At 69.7% G+C, this 17,300-nt stretch carries 10 protein-coding genes; 2 read left to right on the forward strand and 8 right to left on the reverse strand.

What is annotated here, in order from left to right; translation table 11 throughout:
• Positions 1-37 precede the first annotated feature (37 nt).
• On the forward strand, positions 38-1,972 hold the full coding sequence (locus ACWEWT_RS19705; RefSeq protein ID WP_452561040.1) for a 5-oxoprolinase/urea amidolyase family protein: 1,935 nt from the start codon (positions 38-40) through the stop codon (positions 1,970-1,972).
• Between the two features lie 52 nt (positions 1,973-2,024).
• Here ACWEWT_RS19705 and ACWEWT_RS19710 read toward each other — a convergent pair whose 3' ends face one another.
• The 3 genes from ACWEWT_RS19710 to ACWEWT_RS19720 form a co-directional block, all read right to left on the reverse strand.
• Complete coding sequence (locus ACWEWT_RS19710; RefSeq protein WP_452560795.1) at positions 2,025-2,681, reverse strand: isochorismatase family protein; 657 nt, start codon at positions 2,679-2,681, stop codon at positions 2,025-2,027.
• A gap of 78 nt (positions 2,682-2,759) precedes the next feature.
• Positions 2,760-3,908, reverse strand: a complete 1,149-nt coding sequence (locus ACWEWT_RS19715; RefSeq protein WP_452560797.1) for an isochorismate synthase — start codon at positions 3,906-3,908, stop codon at positions 2,760-2,762.
• 9 nt (positions 3,909-3,917) lie between these two features.
• Positions 3,918-4,724, reverse strand: coding sequence for an SDR family oxidoreductase (locus ACWEWT_RS19720; protein WP_452560799.1), 807 nt, complete (start codon positions 4,722-4,724; stop codon positions 3,918-3,920).
• A gap of 86 nt (positions 4,725-4,810) precedes the next feature.
• On the opposite strand from ACWEWT_RS19720, the gene ACWEWT_RS19725 reads away from it, so the two are divergent.
• On the forward strand, positions 4,811-6,463 hold the full coding sequence (locus ACWEWT_RS19725; RefSeq protein ID WP_452560801.1) for a (2,3-dihydroxybenzoyl)adenylate synthase: 1,653 nt from the start codon (positions 4,811-4,813) through the stop codon (positions 6,461-6,463).
• A 47-nt stretch (positions 6,464-6,510) separates the two neighbouring features.
• Here the strand turns inward: ACWEWT_RS19725 and ACWEWT_RS19730 are convergent, their stop codons facing one another.
• From ACWEWT_RS19730 to ACWEWT_RS19750, 5 genes are all read right to left on the reverse strand, one after another.
• A complete protein-coding gene (locus ACWEWT_RS19730; protein WP_452560802.1) occupies positions 6,511-6,753 on the reverse strand; it encodes a phosphopantetheine-binding protein in 243 nt (80 codons plus the stop codon).
• An 11-nt stretch (positions 6,754-6,764) separates the two neighbouring features.
• Entirely contained in the window at positions 6,765-7,604 is an 840-nt protein-coding gene (locus ACWEWT_RS19735; RefSeq protein WP_452560804.1) for a siderophore-interacting protein, read from the reverse strand.
• Positions 7,604-8,944: an enterobactin transporter EntS gene (gene entS / locus ACWEWT_RS19740; RefSeq protein ID WP_452560805.1), complete on the reverse strand. Its 1,341-nt coding sequence runs from the start codon at positions 8,942-8,944 to the stop codon at positions 7,604-7,606. Before entS ends, ACWEWT_RS19735 begins: the two co-directional genes overlap by 1 nt.
• Positions 8,941-9,939 carry an ABC transporter substrate-binding protein gene (locus tag ACWEWT_RS19745; RefSeq protein ID WP_452560807.1) on the reverse strand — a complete coding sequence of 333 codons (999 nt, stop codon included), beginning with the start codon at positions 9,937-9,939 and terminating at the stop codon, positions 8,941-8,943. Before ACWEWT_RS19745 ends, entS begins: the two co-directional genes overlap by 4 nt.
• A 126-nt stretch (positions 9,940-10,065) precedes the next feature.
• Positions 10,066-17,181 (reverse strand): amino acid adenylation domain-containing protein, encoded by a 7,116-nt coding sequence (locus ACWEWT_RS19750; RefSeq protein ID WP_452560808.1) that lies wholly within the window; start codon positions 17,179-17,181, stop codon positions 10,066-10,068.
• Positions 17,182-17,300: the final 119 nt, after the last annotated feature.

Consider the following 17,300-nt stretch of genomic DNA (forward strand, 5'->3'; position numbering starts at 1 on the left):
GATCACCTCTCGCCACGCGGTGGTCGAACGCGCGGGTCTGCTCACCACCGTGCAGGACTGGCCCGGCCGGACAGGCTACTGGCATGTCGGGGTACCGCCGTCGGGACCCATGGACGATCTGTCCTTCCGGCTCGGCAACCGGGCACTGGGCAATACCGAGGACGCCGCCGGACTCGAATGCACCATGGCCGGTCCGGCGCTGCGGTTCGCCGAACCGGCGTGGGTATGCGTGACCGGAGCCCCCGTCACGGTGACGGTGGCCGGACGGCCCGCACCCCTGTGGCGGCCGGTTCTCGTACCCGCCGGGGAGGTGCTCGACATCGGCCCGATCACCGGCCCGGGAATGCGCTGCTACGTCCTGGTATCCGGTGGTTTCCGGCTACCCGCGTACCTGGGGAGCACGGCCACGTTCACCCTCGGGCGATTCGGCGGGATGGACGGACGCGCGCTCGCGGCCGGCGATGTCCTACCGATCGACCCCGCCCCGGGCCCACCGGCCGGTGCCGTACCCGGCGGGGAGCAGCCGGTACTGACCCGCGACTGGGAGATCGCCGTCACCGAGGGCCCGCACGGGGCACCCGAGTTCTTCACCCGCGACGATATCGATACGCTCCTGAACACGGCCTACGAGGTGCATTTCAATTCCGACCGCACCGGGGTCCGGCTCATCGGCCCCAAGCCGCGCTGGGCCCGCACCGACGGCGGCGAGGCCGGTCTGCATCCGTCGAACATTCACGACACCGCGTACAGCGTCGGTGCTCTCGATTTCACCGGCGATACACCGATCCTGCTCGGCCCCGACGGTCCCAGCCTCGGCGGTTTCGTCTGCCCGGTGACGGTCGCGGCCGCCGAACTGTGGAAACTCGGGCAGCTGTGCCCCGGCGACCGGGTGCGTTTCGTACCCGTGCGCGCCGACCGCACCGCGTCACCGGCGGAACTCGGTGCCGCGCGGCGGGCGGGATGGCCGATCGTGCTGTCCCGCGGGGGCGACGGTGACGACGGGGTGCTCCGGCACGCGGAAACCGCGGACGGTACGCCGGTGACCTACCGCAGGGCCGGTGACGACGGCATCCTCGTCGAATACGGCGCCATGACGCTGGATCTGGAACTGCGTGCCCGGGTACACGCCCTGCACGAGCGACTGCGCGTCCGCGGCGAACGGGGTATCACCGAACTCACCCCGGGCGTCCGATCACTACAGGTACGGGTCGACACGCGGGCACGCGGTATCGCCTCCGTCCTGGACCTGCTCGCCGAAGTCGAAGCCGAACTACCGGCCGCCGACGATCTGATCGTGCCCAGCCGCACCGTGGATCTGCCGCTGTCCTGGGACGATCCGGCCACCCGGGAGGCGATCACCAGATACATGCACGGGGTGCGCGCCGATGCCCCGTGGTGCCCGTGGAATATCGAATTCATCCGGCGGATGAACGGACTCGATACTGTCGCCGATGTCTTCGATACCGTCTTCGCCGCCGAATACCTGGTTCTCGGACTCGGCGATGTCTATCTCGGTGCGCCGCTGGCCACCCCGATCGACCCCCGGCACCGGCTGGTCACCACCAAATACAACCCGGCCCGTACCTGGACTCCGGAGAACGCGGTCGGGATCGGCGGCGCGTACCTGTGCATCTACGGGATGGAGGGGCCGGGCGGGTACCAGTTCGTCGGCCGCACCACCCAGGTCTGGAGCAGGCGTACCGATACCGAGACCCCGTGGCTGCTGCGTTTCTTCGACCGGATCCGCTGGTATCCGGTGAGCGCGGCCGAACTCCTCGACCTACGCGCCGACTTCGCCGCGGGACGGGGAGAAATGCGGACCGGGCCGGGCGAATTCCGCCTCGCGGAGTATCGCCGGTTCCTGAACGAACAGGCGGATTCGATCGAATCGTTCCGAACCCGGCAGTCGGCCGCCTTCGCGGCCGAGCGCGAATCCTGGCGCCGCTCCGGCGAACTGGGCGAGACCCGGTGAAGCCCGGCCCGCGGGCCACAGCGGCCGGCGGCGCCGGGCGTCACACACGGGGTCAGGCCCCGGAAGCGACCACCGACGGCTGCAACTGGTCCAGCATCTCCTCGGTGCCGAGCACCATGCCGCAGCGGCGGGCCGTGTACTTGAGTGCGATCGAATGTTCTTCCCGGCTGAAATCGGCCACCGCGTCGTGGGCCAGGAACGGATGGATATCGTTCATGAACGCCTCGGCCGCGCTGAGCATGCAGCCCATATGGGCGTATACCCCGGTGACCAGCAGCTGATCCCGGTTCCGGTAGCCGAGCAGTTGACGCAGATCCGTGCGCTGGAACGCCGAATAGCGCCATTTGGTGACCTGGATGTCCTGCTCGGCAGGTGCCAGATCGGCGATGACCTCGGTATCGGGCCCGTCCGACATACCGGTACCCCAGAAATCGGCGAGCAGCCCGCGCCGGTCCGGATGCTGGTCACCCGGCTGCATGCTGTAGATCACCGGTATACCCAACTCGTGGCACCGGTCGCGGAGCCGGACGATGTTGTCGATCATCGTCCGGGCGGGATCACGATCCAGCTGATAGGCGGTGAGGAAGTAGTTCTGCATATCGTGGATCAGCAGAGCGGTCCGATCGGGGTCGAGTCTCCAGGCCACTCTGTTGGTGATCTCGTCGTCCAACGACGGCATCGCATAGGGTGCGATCGGCTGCATGGGCATGTCCAGAACTCCTCATCTCTTGTGGCCCACAACCTTCTGGAGGGCTGCGGGCCCGGGCGCAGTGGCGAAAAGGGTCGGTCAGGGCACCGCCGCGGGCCGGCCCGCCACGCCCAGCGGTCCGAGGACGCGCTGCAACTTCCCGGTGGTCTCGGCCAATTCGTCCTCCGGATCGGATTCCGCGACGATGCCGCCACCGGCGTAGGCCACCAGCGTCCGGTTGTCGGCGGCGAGTTCGGCGCAGCGGATGCTGACCATCCACTCACCGTTGCCCTCGGCATCGCACCAGCCGACGGCGCCGGCGTAGAAACCGCGTTCGCCCTCGAGTTCGGCGATCAACCGGGCGGCGGCGGCCGTCGGGGTACCGCAGATCGCCGGGGTCGGGTGGAGTGCGGCGGCCAGTTCCAGGGCCGAGGGGCCGGTGGCCGGAACGGTCGCGCTCAGCGTGGTGCCGAGATGCCACATGGCGGGCGTTTCGGTGAGATCGGGCCGCGCGGGGATACGTACATCGGTGCACCGGTCGCGCAGCACCCCGGCCACATGGTCGACCACATAACCGTGTTCGTGCTGGTCCTTCGACGAACCGAGCAGTGTTTCGGCGGCGATCCGATCGGCCAGCGGGTTCTCCGGCACCCGCCGCGCCGAACCGGCCAGCGGATGGCTGGTGACTTCGGTATCGATCCGCCGCACCAGGATCTCCGGGCTGGAACCCACCAGGTGGCGGCCGGTGAACACACCGCCCGCGGCGGTCAGGTCGACCAGGTAGCCGTTGCCGGCGGGATCGGTGGAGACCAGTAGGTCCAGTAGATCGACCGCGCGGACGGTGCGGTCGGCCCGGGCCCGCAGTGCCCGGGCCAGTACGACTTTGCGCAGCGGGTGGGTGGGATCGGCCAGCAGGCGTACCGCGGTGGCGACCCGGCGCGTATGTTCCTCGGGTTCCGGGAGATTCTCGGTGACCGCGATATCCGGGGCGGTCACCCGGCGGGCGGCGCGGGGGCCGTCGGTCACCGAGATCGCCTCGGGCGCCCACAGCGCCGCGGGCGCGCCGGGTGCGAACGGTAGCGCGCCCACGATATGGCTCACCTTGCGCGCGCGGAGTTGTGCGACGGCTTCGGCGGGGTTGTGGAAGACACGCCCGGCGGCAGACGCGGTCACGGTGCGCTGCGGCCGGGACAGGACAAAGGCGGGATCCGCGGGGCAGGCGGAATTCTCGGCGTTGATGATGATCATCCTCTCGTGTCACATATCCAGCGTTGCGCCACCGTCGACCCGCAGGTCGTGCATGGTGATGTGGCGCGCGGCCTCGGAAACCAGGAAGCGGACGGCGGCGGCGATATCGGCGGGATCGGCGATCCGCCGCAACGGGATTCCGAGCCGGTAGTTCTCGGGGTCGCCGTCGAGCAGACCGGCTCGCCCGGCCGGGCCGAGACCGTTGTCGTCGGAGTCCGGATACATGCCGCGCAGCATCGGGGTATCGGTGGACCCCGGGGAGACCAGGTTGACCCGCACCCCGTGCGGTGCCACCTGGAGCGCGAGCGAGCGGGTGAACGCCGTGGCGGCGGCCTTCGCGGCACCGTAGGCGGCGAGGTTCACCCGGGGGACGGTGGCGGAGTTGGACGAGACGACCACGATGGATCCGCGCCCCGCGGTGACCATTTCGCGGGCCGCGCGCTGGGCCACGTACACCGCGCCGTTGGCATTGACGGCCACACAGCGCTGCCATTCCGCCGGGGAGGTATCGAGCGCGGAACCGCCGATCATCGAACCGGCGGCGTGCACGACCACCCGGGGCGTACCGCGTTCGGCCAGTTCCTTGTCGAATACCTCGGCGACAGCGACCGGGTCGCTGACGTCGACCTCTGCCGAGGTGAGATCGGTTCCCGCGTACTGCTGCCGGAGCCGTGCGGCGACCTCGTGTACCCGGGAGTCCCGGTCCCACAGGGAGATGTGCACCGAATCGTTCGCGAGTTCGGCTGCGATCGCCGCGCCGATTCCCCCCGCGGCTCCGGTGACGATGACCCCTTCGCCCCACTGCTTCGTGACCATTAGGTTAGCCTAACCTGAAGTTACACCGTAAGGCTAGCATTCCGGTGTGACATCGAACAAGATCGTTGATCGGAAAGAGGTGCTCCATGTCATCGCCCGCCCTCCCCGGTTTCACACCGTGGCCGCCGGACCGGATCGACCAGTTCAGAGCTGAAAAGCTCTGGACGGGCGAGACATTCGGAGCTCTGCTGACCGCTCGCGCTGCCGCGAGCCCCGAGGCGATCGCGGTCGTGGACGCGGCGAACCGCTGGACCTACGCCGAGCTGGACCAGCGGTCCCGGTCGCTGGCAACCGGATTCGCCCGGCTGGGAATCCGGCCACGTGACCGCGTCCTGGTCCAGCTGCCCAACCGCGCCGAATTCGTCGAAGTGATCTTCGCGCTGTTCCAGCTCGGCGCGCTGCCGGTCTTCTGCCTGCCCGCGCACCGGGAAGCCGAACTGATCCCCATCGCCGCGGCCAGTGGCGCGGTGGCGATGATCACCTGCGACCGGCATCAGCGTTTCGACCACGCCGCGCTGGCGGATACGGTCCGGCGCGAGGTCGAGACCCTGCGCCATGTGGTGCTGGTGGCCGACGACGCCGCACACGAATTCGCCGAGGGCGCCACCGGTCTCGCCGATTACCGGGACGAACCCGGTGACCTCCCGGAGATCGACGCCGGCGAGGTCGCCTTCCTGCAATTGTCCGGCGGCAGCACCGGGATCCCCAAGCTCATCCCCCGCACCCACGACGACTATCTGTACAGCGTGCGACGCAGTGCCGAGATCACCGAACTCGGTCCCGATACCGTCTACATGGCGACGCTGCCGATCGCGCACAACTTCCCGATGAGTTCCCCGGGTATCCTCGGCGCGCTCTACGCGGGCGGCACGGTGGCCATGACACCCGATCCGACCCCGTCGACCGCGTTCGCGGCGATCGAGCGGTTCGGTGTCACGATCACCGGTCTGGTACCGCCACTGGCCCGGCTGTGGGTCGAACGTGCCGAGAAGGGCGGTGATCTGCCCGATCTGTCCACGCTGCGGGTGGTCCAGGTGGGTGGCGCGCGCTGCCCCGACGAACTCGCCCGCCGGGTCGGACCCGCGCTCGGGGCGACCCTGCAGCAGGTGTTCGGGATGGCCGAGGGCCTGGTCTGCTACACCCGGCTCGACGACCCGCTCGACGTGGTGGTCGCCACCCAGGGCCGGCCGATGTCGGATCACGACCGGATCCGGGTCGTCGACGACGCGGACGAAGATGTCGCGCCGGGCAGCGACGGAAATCTGCTGACCGAGGGCCCGTACACAATTCGCGGCTACTACGACAACCCCGACGCCGATGCGCGCAGTTTCACCGCGGACGGCTGGTACCGCACCGGCGATATCGTGGCGCTGCGGCCGGACGGGAACCTGGTGGTGAAGGGCCGGGCGGGCGACTGGGTCAACCGCGGCGGTGAGAAGGTCTCGGCCGAGGAGCTCGAGGCCCATCTGCTCGAACATCCCGGGATCCGGGACGCGGTGATCGTCGGTACCCCCGATCCGGTGCTCGGCCAGCGTATCTGCGCTTTCGTCCAGCCGCTCGACCCGGCGACCCCGCCGACGCTGACCACGGTGCGCACCTTCGTACGGGAGCGCGGTATCGCGGCCTGGAAGATGCCCGACGCGGTGGTCGCCGTCGCCGAATTCCCGGAGACAGGCGTGGGCAAGACCAGCCGCCGCGATCTGCGCCGGCTGCTCGCCGAGAGTCACCGCGCACCGTGACCCCCGATGCCGCGGACCGCGCCGTACGCGCGATCCGCGGCGCCCGGTCACGGGCACAGAACCTCCAGCCAGGACTCCAGAACGGGGTCCCCGGCCAGCATCAACGGATCGACGGTCTCGTGTCCCTCCGACCGCCACTTCTCCACCAGCTGCATGATGCGCACCGAATCCAGTCCGGCGTCGAGCAGATTGGTATCGGTGGACAGTTCTCCCGGCGCGACGCCCAGCAGATCGGCCACATCGCGGATGAAATGGTCCCGGTCGGCCACCGTGGTCGGCTCGTTCGTCATCTCTGTCCTCCTCATTCCTCGCGGTCGAAATCCGCGACTCCGTGCTTCCAATAGCCCGCGATCAGGCAATCCTTCGGTGGGACATCGAGTTCGCCGCGGATCCATCGACGGATCGGCCGCAGCTGCCCGGCCTCCCCGGCCACCCACGCGTACACGTTCTGCCCCTCGGGCACGGTGACGGTGCGGATCGCCTTCTCCAGCAGATCGCCGGTACCGGCGCGGGCGTCGCCGCGGTGCAGCCAACGGATCTCCACCCCTGCCGGGGCGGCCAGCTCGATCTCCTGACTCTCGTCGACCACCTCGACGAACACCCAGCCCGTCTTCGCACGCGGCAGCCATTCCAGCCAGCGGGCGATCGCGGGCAGCGCGGTGATATCCCCGGCGAACAGGTAGTTGTCGTAGCTGGTGGGTACCACTACCCCACCGGGCGGCCCCGCGATGTGGATCCGGTCCCCCGGCCGCACCGCCAGGGCCCAGTCCGAGGCGAGCCCACCGGGATGCAGGGCGAAATCGATATCGAGTTCACCGGCGTCGGTATCGAGGCGACGCACCGTGTACTCCCGCGAGATCGGCCGCGGCGCGGGCCAGTCCAGGGACAGGCCGTCGCGGACCGGGAGTCGCAGGGTGCCGTCGGTATCCGGGAACACCAGCCGCACATGCTCATCGGGCACATAACTGTGGAAACCGTCGAGTTCCGGACCGCCGAACGTGATCCGGATCAGGCCCGAGCCCACCGGAACGGTCCGGATCACTTCCAGTTCGCGCAATCCGATCGGATACCCGACCTTCGCGCCGTGCGAACCGGCGAGCACCTCGGCGATCCGCTCACGGTAGGCTCCGCGATCCACCATCACACACCGTCCTTCTTGTCCACGACCACATCCCCGGCGGCCTTCTCCTCGACTACGTTCCCGGCGACCGGGACCTGCGCGGGCGGCGCCGGCGGCCGCGGCGGCCCGCCGGCCGGCGCGGTGAGCCGGTACAGAGGCCACACCAGCACCAGCGCGAAAACGAACAGCACCAGTACCGCCGCGCCGTAGACCACCAGCGCGGTACCCGGCTCGACGAGGTTGCCGATCACCCCCGCCGCCATGGATCCGACCGCGGTACCGGCCACCGACTGCACCATGAGCAACCCCGACATCCGGCCGCGCATCTCCTCCGGCGCGTTCTGCTGCAGGACCGCGTAGCGCAGGATGCCGTTCACCGCACGGGCGACACCGAACGCGGCCAGACCCAGGAAACTCCAGGCGGCCTGCGGCCAGATACCGGCCAGCACGATCCCGATCGGCATGAGCGCCAGCGAACCCAGCAGCACCAGGCCGTTACGCCGGGCCCGGCCGATCCATCCGCTGGTGAGCGAGCCCAGGACGGCACCCGCGCCGGGTGCGGCATAGAGCAGACCGAGTGTGGTGGGTCCCGCGTCGAGCGTCCGGTCGGCGAAGGCCGGCAGCAGGACCAGGGGCCCGCTGACCAGCATGGCGAGCAGACCGCTCACCAGTACGGCGCGGATGACATTGTGCCGCACCGCGAAAGCGATCCCGTGGCCCAGTTCCACCAGCGGATTACGGATCTCGCGGGCCGGCGGCGGCGCGGGACCGATGGCCCGGATGAGCGATACGGTGCCCACGGTCGCGGCCGCGGCCGCGAAGAACGCGAACGACACCCCGATCTTCGCGATCAGCACACCGGCGACCGCCGGGGTGATCATGGTGCCCAGATCGGAGGTCAAGGTGGTGAGCGCTCCGGCCGCGGGTACTTTCTCCCGCGAGACCAGCATCGGTACCAGCGCCATCAGCGCCGAACCGCTGATCCCCCCGGCCAGTCCGTCCGTGACGGCCGCGGCGTAGATCACCGCGAGGAACGGATCGGGCAGCAGCGCATTGATTCCCAGCGCCAGGAACGCCAGTCCCGCGGCCGACCGGGACAGGGAGATCACGGTGCGCCGGTCGTACCGGTCGGCGATCACGCCGCCGCCCAGGCTGCCGGCGAACAACGCGACCGCCATCGCCGTGGACACCCCGGCGACATGCAGACTCGATCCGGTGAGCTGATAGACCTGCACCGGCAGGGCCACCATCAGGAGGCCGATACCGAGAACCGATACCAATCGCGCACCGAAGGCACAGCGAAACCGCCGGCTCTCCCGCAACGGGGAGATATCGATGAGGAGGCCGGCGGGGGCTTTCACGTGAACTGCTCCTGGATCAGATCGAGGGTGTCCATGACGCCGCGGTAGTCCGGCCGGTAGCTGGTGGCCGGGAGTTCGTAGACCTTCTTGTCCTTGAACGCGGGCAGCTGCGCGTACAGCGGATCCTTCGCGAGATCGGCCGCGCCCTTGGCGCCGCTGAGCGGTACGACGAACACCACGGGCGCGTCCACGACCTCGGTCAGCAGTTCGGGGCTGAACCCGAACCAGTCGGCCGAGGGATTGACCTCCGGATTACCGGCCTTGGCCAGCACCTGGTCGTCGGCCTTGAATCCCAGTTCGGCCAGCAGCGTCGGCAGCGCGGCATTCGGCAGGATCATCTTCGGCTGACCGTCGGCGGCGGACTGGAAATAGCCGATCTGCTGCCCCGGAACCTTGATATCCGCGGAAACCTGCTTCACCTTGTCGTTGTAGGCCGAGATCAGGTCACCGACCTTGTCGGCGCGGTTGACCACATCGGCGATCTGCTTCAGCTGATCCTGCCATCCGGTCACATTGCCGGGCAGCAGCACCGTCGGCGCGATCGCGCTGAGCTGGTCGTAGGCGTCCACCGACTGTTTGGCCGGGAAGCCCTGTCCGCCACCGATGATCAGATCCGGCTGGATCGAGGCGACGAACTCCACGTTCACCGCCTGGCCCACCGGCACCATCTGGGTGCCCTGTTCCTTCGCGGCATCGGCCCAGGTCTGCGGGAAATCGGCATTGCGGCCGCTGACCCCGAGCACCCGCGGGTCCGCGGCGGCCACCGGAACATCCAGGTCGTAGAGGTACCCGGCCAGCGCGCCGTTGAGCACCACGATCCGCTGCGGATCCGCGGGCACCTCGATCGCGCCCTTCTCGGTCTGGATCGGGCGGGTCCCGGATTCGGCGGCGGGCTCGGCGGCGGAGCTACAGCCCGCGACCGCGACGACCGCGACGAACAGACCGACCACGAGGCGTAGCCAGGCCGCGAAGCGGCTGTGGGATAACAGCGACATAGGTGTTCTACTTTCTTTCTCGAACCGCCGGGGCACCGGACAGTGCCGCGGCGAAGTCTCTGCGTCGCAGACGCGCGGTGTTCCTGCGTCGCAGACGCGCGGTGTGATCGATACCGGAGCGCACGGTCAGGTCCGCAGGGCCGATTCGGTATCGAGCAGCGCGGCGACCTCCGACCAGCCGTCCTCGGAGACGATCCCGAAATGGGTGTAGGGCAGTCGGCGCGAAGTGATCCGGGCACCGGCCTCCCGCCAGCCCGACAGCTGGGCGGCGACCCGCGCGGCATCGTCGGGGCCGCCGGGATCGGCCGCGTACAGCGCCATCGGGCCGGTGTAGTCCGGCGTCTCGGACACGGTGACCATGCGCAGCAGTTCACCGGCCGCGCCGCGGATCAGAGCCGCGAGATCGGGTGCGTCCGCGGGAAGTTCCGGGAGCAGCGCCGCCAGCCGGGCCGGATCCGCGAGCGCCTCGGTGGCCTGCGCGGCCAGGTTCGGCAGCGGATGCGAATCGACCAGTCCGGCGAACGCGACCTCCTCGCCGGCGGCGGCCAGAGCCGCGGCGATCGCGTGCACGATATTCCCGCCGAGCGAATAGCCGAGCAGGTGATAGGGCCCCGCGGGCTGGATCTCCCGGATGGTCACGAGATAGCGCGCGGCGAGCTCGTCGATGGTCGTGGCGCCCGAATCCGTGCCGCGTAGCGCGGGCAACTGCAGCCCGACCAGCGGCCGATCGGCGCGCAAGCGCCGGGCCAGTGGTGTGAACTGCCATGCGGTTCCGCCCACGGGATGCACGCAGAACAGCGGCTCGGCGGTCCCCCGGGGGCGCAGTTCCAGTACATGGTCGAGGCGCCGGCCCAGCATCGCGATCTCCTCGGAGGGGGCCGCGACCTCGGGATCCCGGGATTCGCCGGTCTGCGGTACCGCTTCGGTCGGTGCCCCGTCGATCCGGGCCGCCAGTGCGCGCGCGGTGGGTGCCTCGAAGATATCGTCGACCACGACTTCGTGGCCCGCCCGGCGCAGCCGGCCGACCAGCCGTACCGCGGTGAGCGAATGGCCACCCGCGGCGAAGAAATCGTCGTCCGGCCCGATCGCGGCGACCCCGAGCACCGCGGCCATCGCCGCCGGCACCGCCCCGGCGACCGCGGGCAGGGTCGGATCGGCGATCGCGGTGACAGCGACCGCGGGGACCTCCACCGGATAGTCCGGAACCGGGAGCGCTTTGCGGTCGAGCTTATCGCTGATGGTCATGGGGATCTCGTCGAGTTCCACGAAGGCGGCCGGAATCATGTACTCCGGCAGGGCCTCGCGCACCGTCGCCCGCACCGCGTCGGTGTCCACCGGCGCACCGGTGCGCGGGCGCAGATAGGCCACCAGGCGCTGATCACCGGGGTTGTCCTCGCGCAGGATCACCGCCACCTGGGCGATCTCCGGGCGACGCATGATCGCCGATTCGATATCGCCGAGTTCGATCCGCTGCCCGCGCAGTTTCACCTGACTGTCGGTGCGGCCCACGTATTCGAGCTCACCGCCGGCACCCCAGCGCACCAGATCCCCGGTGCGGTACATGCGTTCGCCGTTTCCGGCGGGATCGGCGACGAAGGTGCGCGCGGTCTGCTCCGGGCGGTGGAGGTAGCCGCGGGCGAGTTGGACACCGGTCAGGTACAGCTCACCGACCGTGCCGAAGGGCACCGGCAGCAGTCTGTCGTCGAGCACCCGCACCCCCGCGCCGCCCGGCGGCCGCCCGATCGGCACCGTCACCGTATCGGTGTCGTCGGTCGGGTGGTAGGTGATGCAGACCGCGGCCTCGGTGGGGCCGTACAGATTGTTCACCCGGGCACCGGTGGCCGCGCGGAACCGCTGCGCGGTCGTGGGCGGGAGCGGTTCTCCGCCGGTGAACACACAACGCAGCGCGCCGCAGCCGGCGAGATCGCTCTCCTCGGCGGTCGTGGTGAGCATGGAGGAGGTCATCTGGATGGCGGTGACCTTTTCCTCGGCCATCAACCGCGCCTGATAGTAGGGGTCGCGGTGACCGTTGGGTCTGGCCACCACGATCCGGGCGCCCACCAGCAGCGGCAGGAAGATCTCCAGCAGCGAGGCGTCGAAGGTCGCCGGGGTCCGGTAGAGCACCGTATCGCCCACCCCGAACCGGTGCTGCTCCTGCAACCAGGCGAAGGTGTTCACAATGGCCTCGTGGGGCACCGTCACCCCCTTGGGCACACCGGTGGAACCGGAGGTGAACAGCAGGTAGGCCGCGTTGTCCGGCCGCAACGGCGCGCGCCGGTCGGTATCGGTGAGCGGGGTCCGGGCGAAATCCGCGATCTCGAGCGTATCGACGGATACGACCGGGGCGCGGCCGGTTTCGAAGGCATCGGCGGTCGTGGTCAGCACCAGCGGGGCGGCCGCCGTCGCGAGGATGGTGTCGACGCGTTCGGCCGGCTGTCCCGGATCCACCGGCAGGTACACCCCACCGGCCCGGCAGATCGCGTGGGCGGCGATCACCGAATCGGCGCCGCGCGCCATGGCGACCACCACCACGGTCTCGGGCCCGATATCCCGGGACACCAGCCAGCGGGCCAACCGGTTGGCCCGCGCCTCGAATTCGCGGTAGCCGATCGTCGCGCCCTCGACCGTGATCGCCGGAGCTGCCGGATCGAGCGCCGTACGCGGGCCCCAGTCGGCCATGGTCCGGCCGTGGGTGTCCGGATGCCGGGTGGCCGCCAGAACGGCACCGGCGGTGGCGCCGGGATCGTGTACGAGCGTGGTGAGCACCGATCCGAGCCGCGTGGCCATCCGCTCGGCGGATCCGGCGTCCACGGCGCCCGGGTCGTGATGCAGCACGAGGCGGAAACTGTCGCCGGGCAGGGCCGTCACGGTCACCGGATAGTGGGTGAGACTGTGCACGGTGACACCGGCGACCCCGACCTCGTGCGAGGTATTGCCCTGGACACCGGTTTTCGGGAAGTTCTCGTAGACGACGAGCGTATCGAACAGCCGGCCGACCCCGGCCGCCCGCTCGACCGTGGCCAGCCCCAGGTAGCCCTGGTTCTGGAGTTCGAGTGTGGCTCGCTGGAGTTCGGCGAACTGCTCGGCCGCCCCGCGGCCGGGATCCACTGTCATCCGCACGGGGACGGTATTGCTGAACAGTCCGACCATGCCCGCCACACCCGGCAGATCGCTCGGCCGCCCCGAGACCACCGCGCCGAAGACCACATCGTCGCGGCCCAGCTGTTCGGCCAGCACCAGCGCCCAGGCGCCCTGCAGCAGGGTGTTCATGGTCAGCCCGTTGGCCCGGCCGAACGATTCGAGCGCATTCGCGGTCGCCGCGGCCAGCGGAACGTCGCGGCCCACCGCGGCCGCGCGCGGGCCGGGGGCGCCGACCAGGCTCGGCGCGGACAACCCGCCCAGATACGCACCCCAGTGCCGGACCGCCGCCGCAGTGTCCCGGGCGGCGAGCCAGGCCAGATAGGTGCCGTAGTAACCCGGTTCGGGCAGCTGCTCACCGTGGTAGAGGGCGAGCATCTCGCGCAGCACGATCGGCACCGACCAGCCGTCGGCGAGCAGATGGTGGGCGGTGAGCACCAGCCGGTGCCCGGTATCGGACATCCGGATGAGCAACGCCCGCAGCAGTGGCGGCACGGCGATATCGAAGGTTTCCGCGCCGGCCCGGGCTTCCAGCTCCAGCGCGGCCGCTTCGGCGTCCCCGGACACGTCGCGCAGATCCTCGACCCACCAGGCCACCCGCGGCGTACGCGGGATCACCTGCACCGGCTCGTCGAACTGTTCGTACTGGAAGGCCGCGCCGAGATTCGGATGCCGGCCCAGCACGGCCGTGAAGGCCGCGCCCAGCCGGTCCGGGTCCACCGGACCGGTCAGTTCGAAACGCGCGGTCAGCGTGTACACATCGGCCGCGCCGTCGCGCAGCGCGTGGAACAGCAGCCCCTCCTGCAGCGGCGACAGTGGTAGTACATCGGCGATCGGCCCGTGCGCGGCGGCCAGTTCGGCGGCGTGCCGCGGCGGGAGCGCGATCGAGACGGTATCGGCGTGCGGTGTCTGTCCGGCGCCGGAACCCACAGCGGGATCGGCGGTTCCGGCGGCCGCGGCCAGATCGGCGAGACTGCGGCGGGTCAGCAGATCCTGCGGGGCCAGGACCAGCCCGCGTTCACGTAACCGGGTGCAGACCCCGATCGCGGTGATGCTGTCACCGCCGGCGCCGAAGAAATCGTCGTCGATATCGACGGTATCGCTACCGAGCAGTTCCGCGGCCACCTCGGCCATCGCCCGTTCGGCCGGTGTCGCGGGTTCACGGCCACCGGTCGGCTCGGCCGGTTCGGGCAACGCGGCGCGATCCAGCTTGCCGTTCACCGTCCACGGCAGTTCTTCCAGCACCATGATCCGGGTCGGGACCATGGCGTCGGGCAGCGTTTCGGCCAGCCGGTTGCGCAGGCGGGCGCCGAGGTCGCCGGGGCCGGTACCCGGCTCCTGGGGATCGCGCGCCGCGACGATATAACCGATCAGGCTCGCGCGGCCCGCGATATCCCGGATATCGGCGGCCGCGGCGGCCACCTCCGGCAGGCCGCTCAGCGCGGCCTCCACTTCACCGATCTCGATCCGGTGCCCGCGAATCTTCACCTGGGCGTCGGCTCGCCCGGAATAGAAGTAGCCACTGCCGGGCACCCAGCGCGCGCGGTCACCGGTGCGGTACATCCGCGCACCCGGTGGGCCGTACGGATCGGCCACGAAACGCTGCGCGCTGAACCCGGGCCGGCCCAGATAGCCCTGCGCGATACCCGCGCCGGCCAGGTACAGCTCGCCGGACTGCCCGTCGGCGACCGTCTGCAAACCGTTGTCCAGCAGATAGGCCCGTACCCCGGGAAGCGGGAACCCGATATGCGGATCCGTACCCCGCACCGGCGTGCCGATGGCGTCGACGGTGGCCTCGGTCGGACCGTAGAGGTTGACGGCGGTGATCCCGGCGCGTTGCACCTGCTGCCACAGATCGGGCGGGCAGGCCTCACCACCGAGTACCAGCAGGCGCGGCGCGAGTTCGGCGAGCCCGTGCGCGAACAACGCCGCGGCCAGGGTCGGTGTACCGTCCACGACCTCGACTCCGTCGGTACCGAACGCCGCGACCAGCGCCGCGGGATCGCGGCGGATCTCGCTGTCGTACAGGTGGATCCGATGCCCGTCGAGCAACCACAGCAGTGGATCGAGGGCGGCGTCGAAGGCGAACGAGGTGGTGTGCGCGACCGTCAGGCGCCGGCCCCCGGCCCGCGCCACGGTCTCGGCGTAGATCCCCGACCGATGCCCGGCGACCAGTTGCGCCAGGGCCGCGTGGTCGATCACCACGCCCTTCGGGGTACCGGTGGAACCCGAGGTGTAGAGAACGTAGGCGGGATGGTCGCCGCGGATCTCCCCGGTCCCGGCGGCGGTCGGTGCCGTGGCGGGGTAGGCGCGCAGGGCATTACGCACCGGATCACCGCCGAGTTCGACGGCCGGGCATTCGAGCGCACCGGCCAGCGCACTGTCGGTGAGCACCAGCACCGGCGCGGCATCGTCGATCATGGTCTGCAACCGGGGCACCGGATGCTCGGGGTCGAGCGGCAGATACGTACCGCCGGCCCGCCAGACCGCGAGCAGCGCGACCACGAGATCGGTGGTGCGCGGCAGCGCGATACCGACCAGCGCACCCGGTGTCACGCCACGGTCACGCAGGAACCGGGCGAGTCGATAGACCTGTTCGCCGAGTTCACTACCGGTCAACCGCCGCGGCCCATCGACCAGGACCGTGGTTTCCGCGTACTCCGTGATCATCCGGTCCAGCGCGGCCGGTACCAGTTCGGCGGCCGCCGCGTGCGGTGGACCTGCGCGCTCGGCCAGCAGGCCCGCGCGCTCGTCGCGGTCGATCAGTTCCAGCGCCCCGACCGCCACTTTGTCCAGTTCGGTGAACGCCTCGACGACCCGGACCAGCCCCGCCACCCGGCGGTAGGCGGTCTCGGGATCGTTGGTCCGCGCATCGCATTCGAAACCCAGCAGGACCGATTTGTCGGGGAGCGGAGTCACGACCAGCCCGAGATCCTCCGGCGGACCACCGGCCACATTGCGCAGCAGGCCCTTCGCACCGTCGAAATCCAGCGCGAAATCGAAAACCTTCAGGTTCATCCCGATTCCGTGCAGCAGTTCGCCCGCCCCGAAACCACTGAGGTCACGGGCCAGATCGGCACCGCTGTAGCGCTGGTGCCTGCGCATTTCCTTCAGGGTCTCGGCGACCCGTACACCGAGTTCGCCGACGGTGTCGTGGGCGTGTACGGCCAACCGCAGGGGTAGGACGTTCACCGCCATCGCCGGCGTGCTCAGCGCGACCCGCCCGACCCGGCCCATCATCAGCATCGACAGCACCACATCGGAATTGCCGAGCAGCCGCTGCACATAGGCGGCGTAGCAGGCGATCAGCCCATCGGCCCAGGTGATCCGGTAGCGCTCGGTGCAGGTGCGCAGTCGGTCCAGCGTTTCCACCGGCAGGATCGCCTCGGCCCGGATGGTGCGTTCCACCGCCCCGCCGAGAGCGGTACCGCGACCGTCGAGCGAGGGTGCGGGACTGAGCTGTTCGCGCCAGTAGCGCTGATCGTCGGCGAATTGTTCGCTGTCGCGATAGTTCTGCTCGTCGGCGACCAGATCGGCGATGGCGCCGAAGGTCGCTTTCGGCGGTTCACTGCCCTTGCGCAGGGCGGTGTAGTGCGCGGCGACGCGACGGGACAGCAGCGCCGCGCTGTAGCCGTCGACGATCAGGTGGTGGTACAGCTGCACACACCACACCTCGGAGTCGGTGAGCCGGATCAGCGTGTAGTTGTACAGTCGCCGGTCCACCATGCCGCAGCACCGCTGCGCGGCCCGGTGGCGTTCGAGCGCCACCGCCTCGTGGGCGAGCGCCTGGGGTTCGGCCGCACCACGCAGGTCGATCATCGGTTGTAGTACGGCGGGTTCGGCACAGACGAATTGCCGGGGGCCGGCAGCGGTATCGCGGAAACGCAGCCGCATATTCTCCGCTTCGGCCACGGTGCGGCGGATCGCCTCGGCCAATGCCTCGACGTCGATCGGGCTGTCACCGGAGATTTCGAGAACCTCGCCGACCAGATAGCGGCCGGATTCCGGATCGAATTGCTGCGCGTTCCAGATCCCCAGCTGAGGACCGGTGAGCGGTAACTCGGGATCGCTTGCCTTCGAGGCGTCCTGCACTGCCGCCGGCACGGCAACTCCCTTCGCTGTGAACCACTTTCGGTGCGGTGCCGATACCTGTTCTCTCTCGGCCGGCACGGCACACGACCACAGTTGAGGTTAGCCTAACCTTTACTGAAGGGGAACATCCA

It is taken from the genome of Nocardia sp. NPDC003963 (assembly GCF_053605105.1).

Bases quoted from the DNA above. Each gene is read 5' to 3' on its own strand.
- ACWEWT_RS19710 (WP_452560795.1), bottom strand. From the start codon at position 2,681: ATGCCCATGCAGCCGATCGCACCCTATGCGATGCCGTCGTTGGACGAC.
- ACWEWT_RS19715 (WP_452560797.1), bottom strand. From the start codon at position 3,908: ATGATCATCATCAACGCCGAGAATTCCGCCTGCCCCGCGGATCCCGCC.
- ACWEWT_RS19720 (WP_452560799.1), bottom strand. From the start codon at position 4,724: ATGGTCACGAAGCAGTGGGGCGAAGGGGTCATCGTCACCGGAGCCGCG.
- ACWEWT_RS19725 (WP_452560801.1), top strand. From the start codon at position 4,811: ATGTCATCGCCCGCCCTCCCCGGTTTCACACCGTGGCCGCCGGACCGG.
- ACWEWT_RS19730 (WP_452560802.1), bottom strand. From the start codon at position 6,753: ATGACGAACGAGCCGACCACGGTGGCCGACCGGGACCATTTCATCCGC.
- ACWEWT_RS19735 (WP_452560804.1), bottom strand. From the start codon at position 7,604: ATGGTGGATCGCGGAGCCTACCGTGAGCGGATCGCCGAGGTGCTCGCC.
- ACWEWT_RS19745 (WP_452560807.1), bottom strand. From the start codon at position 9,939: ATGTCGCTGTTATCCCACAGCCGCTTCGCGGCCTGGCTACGCCTCGTG.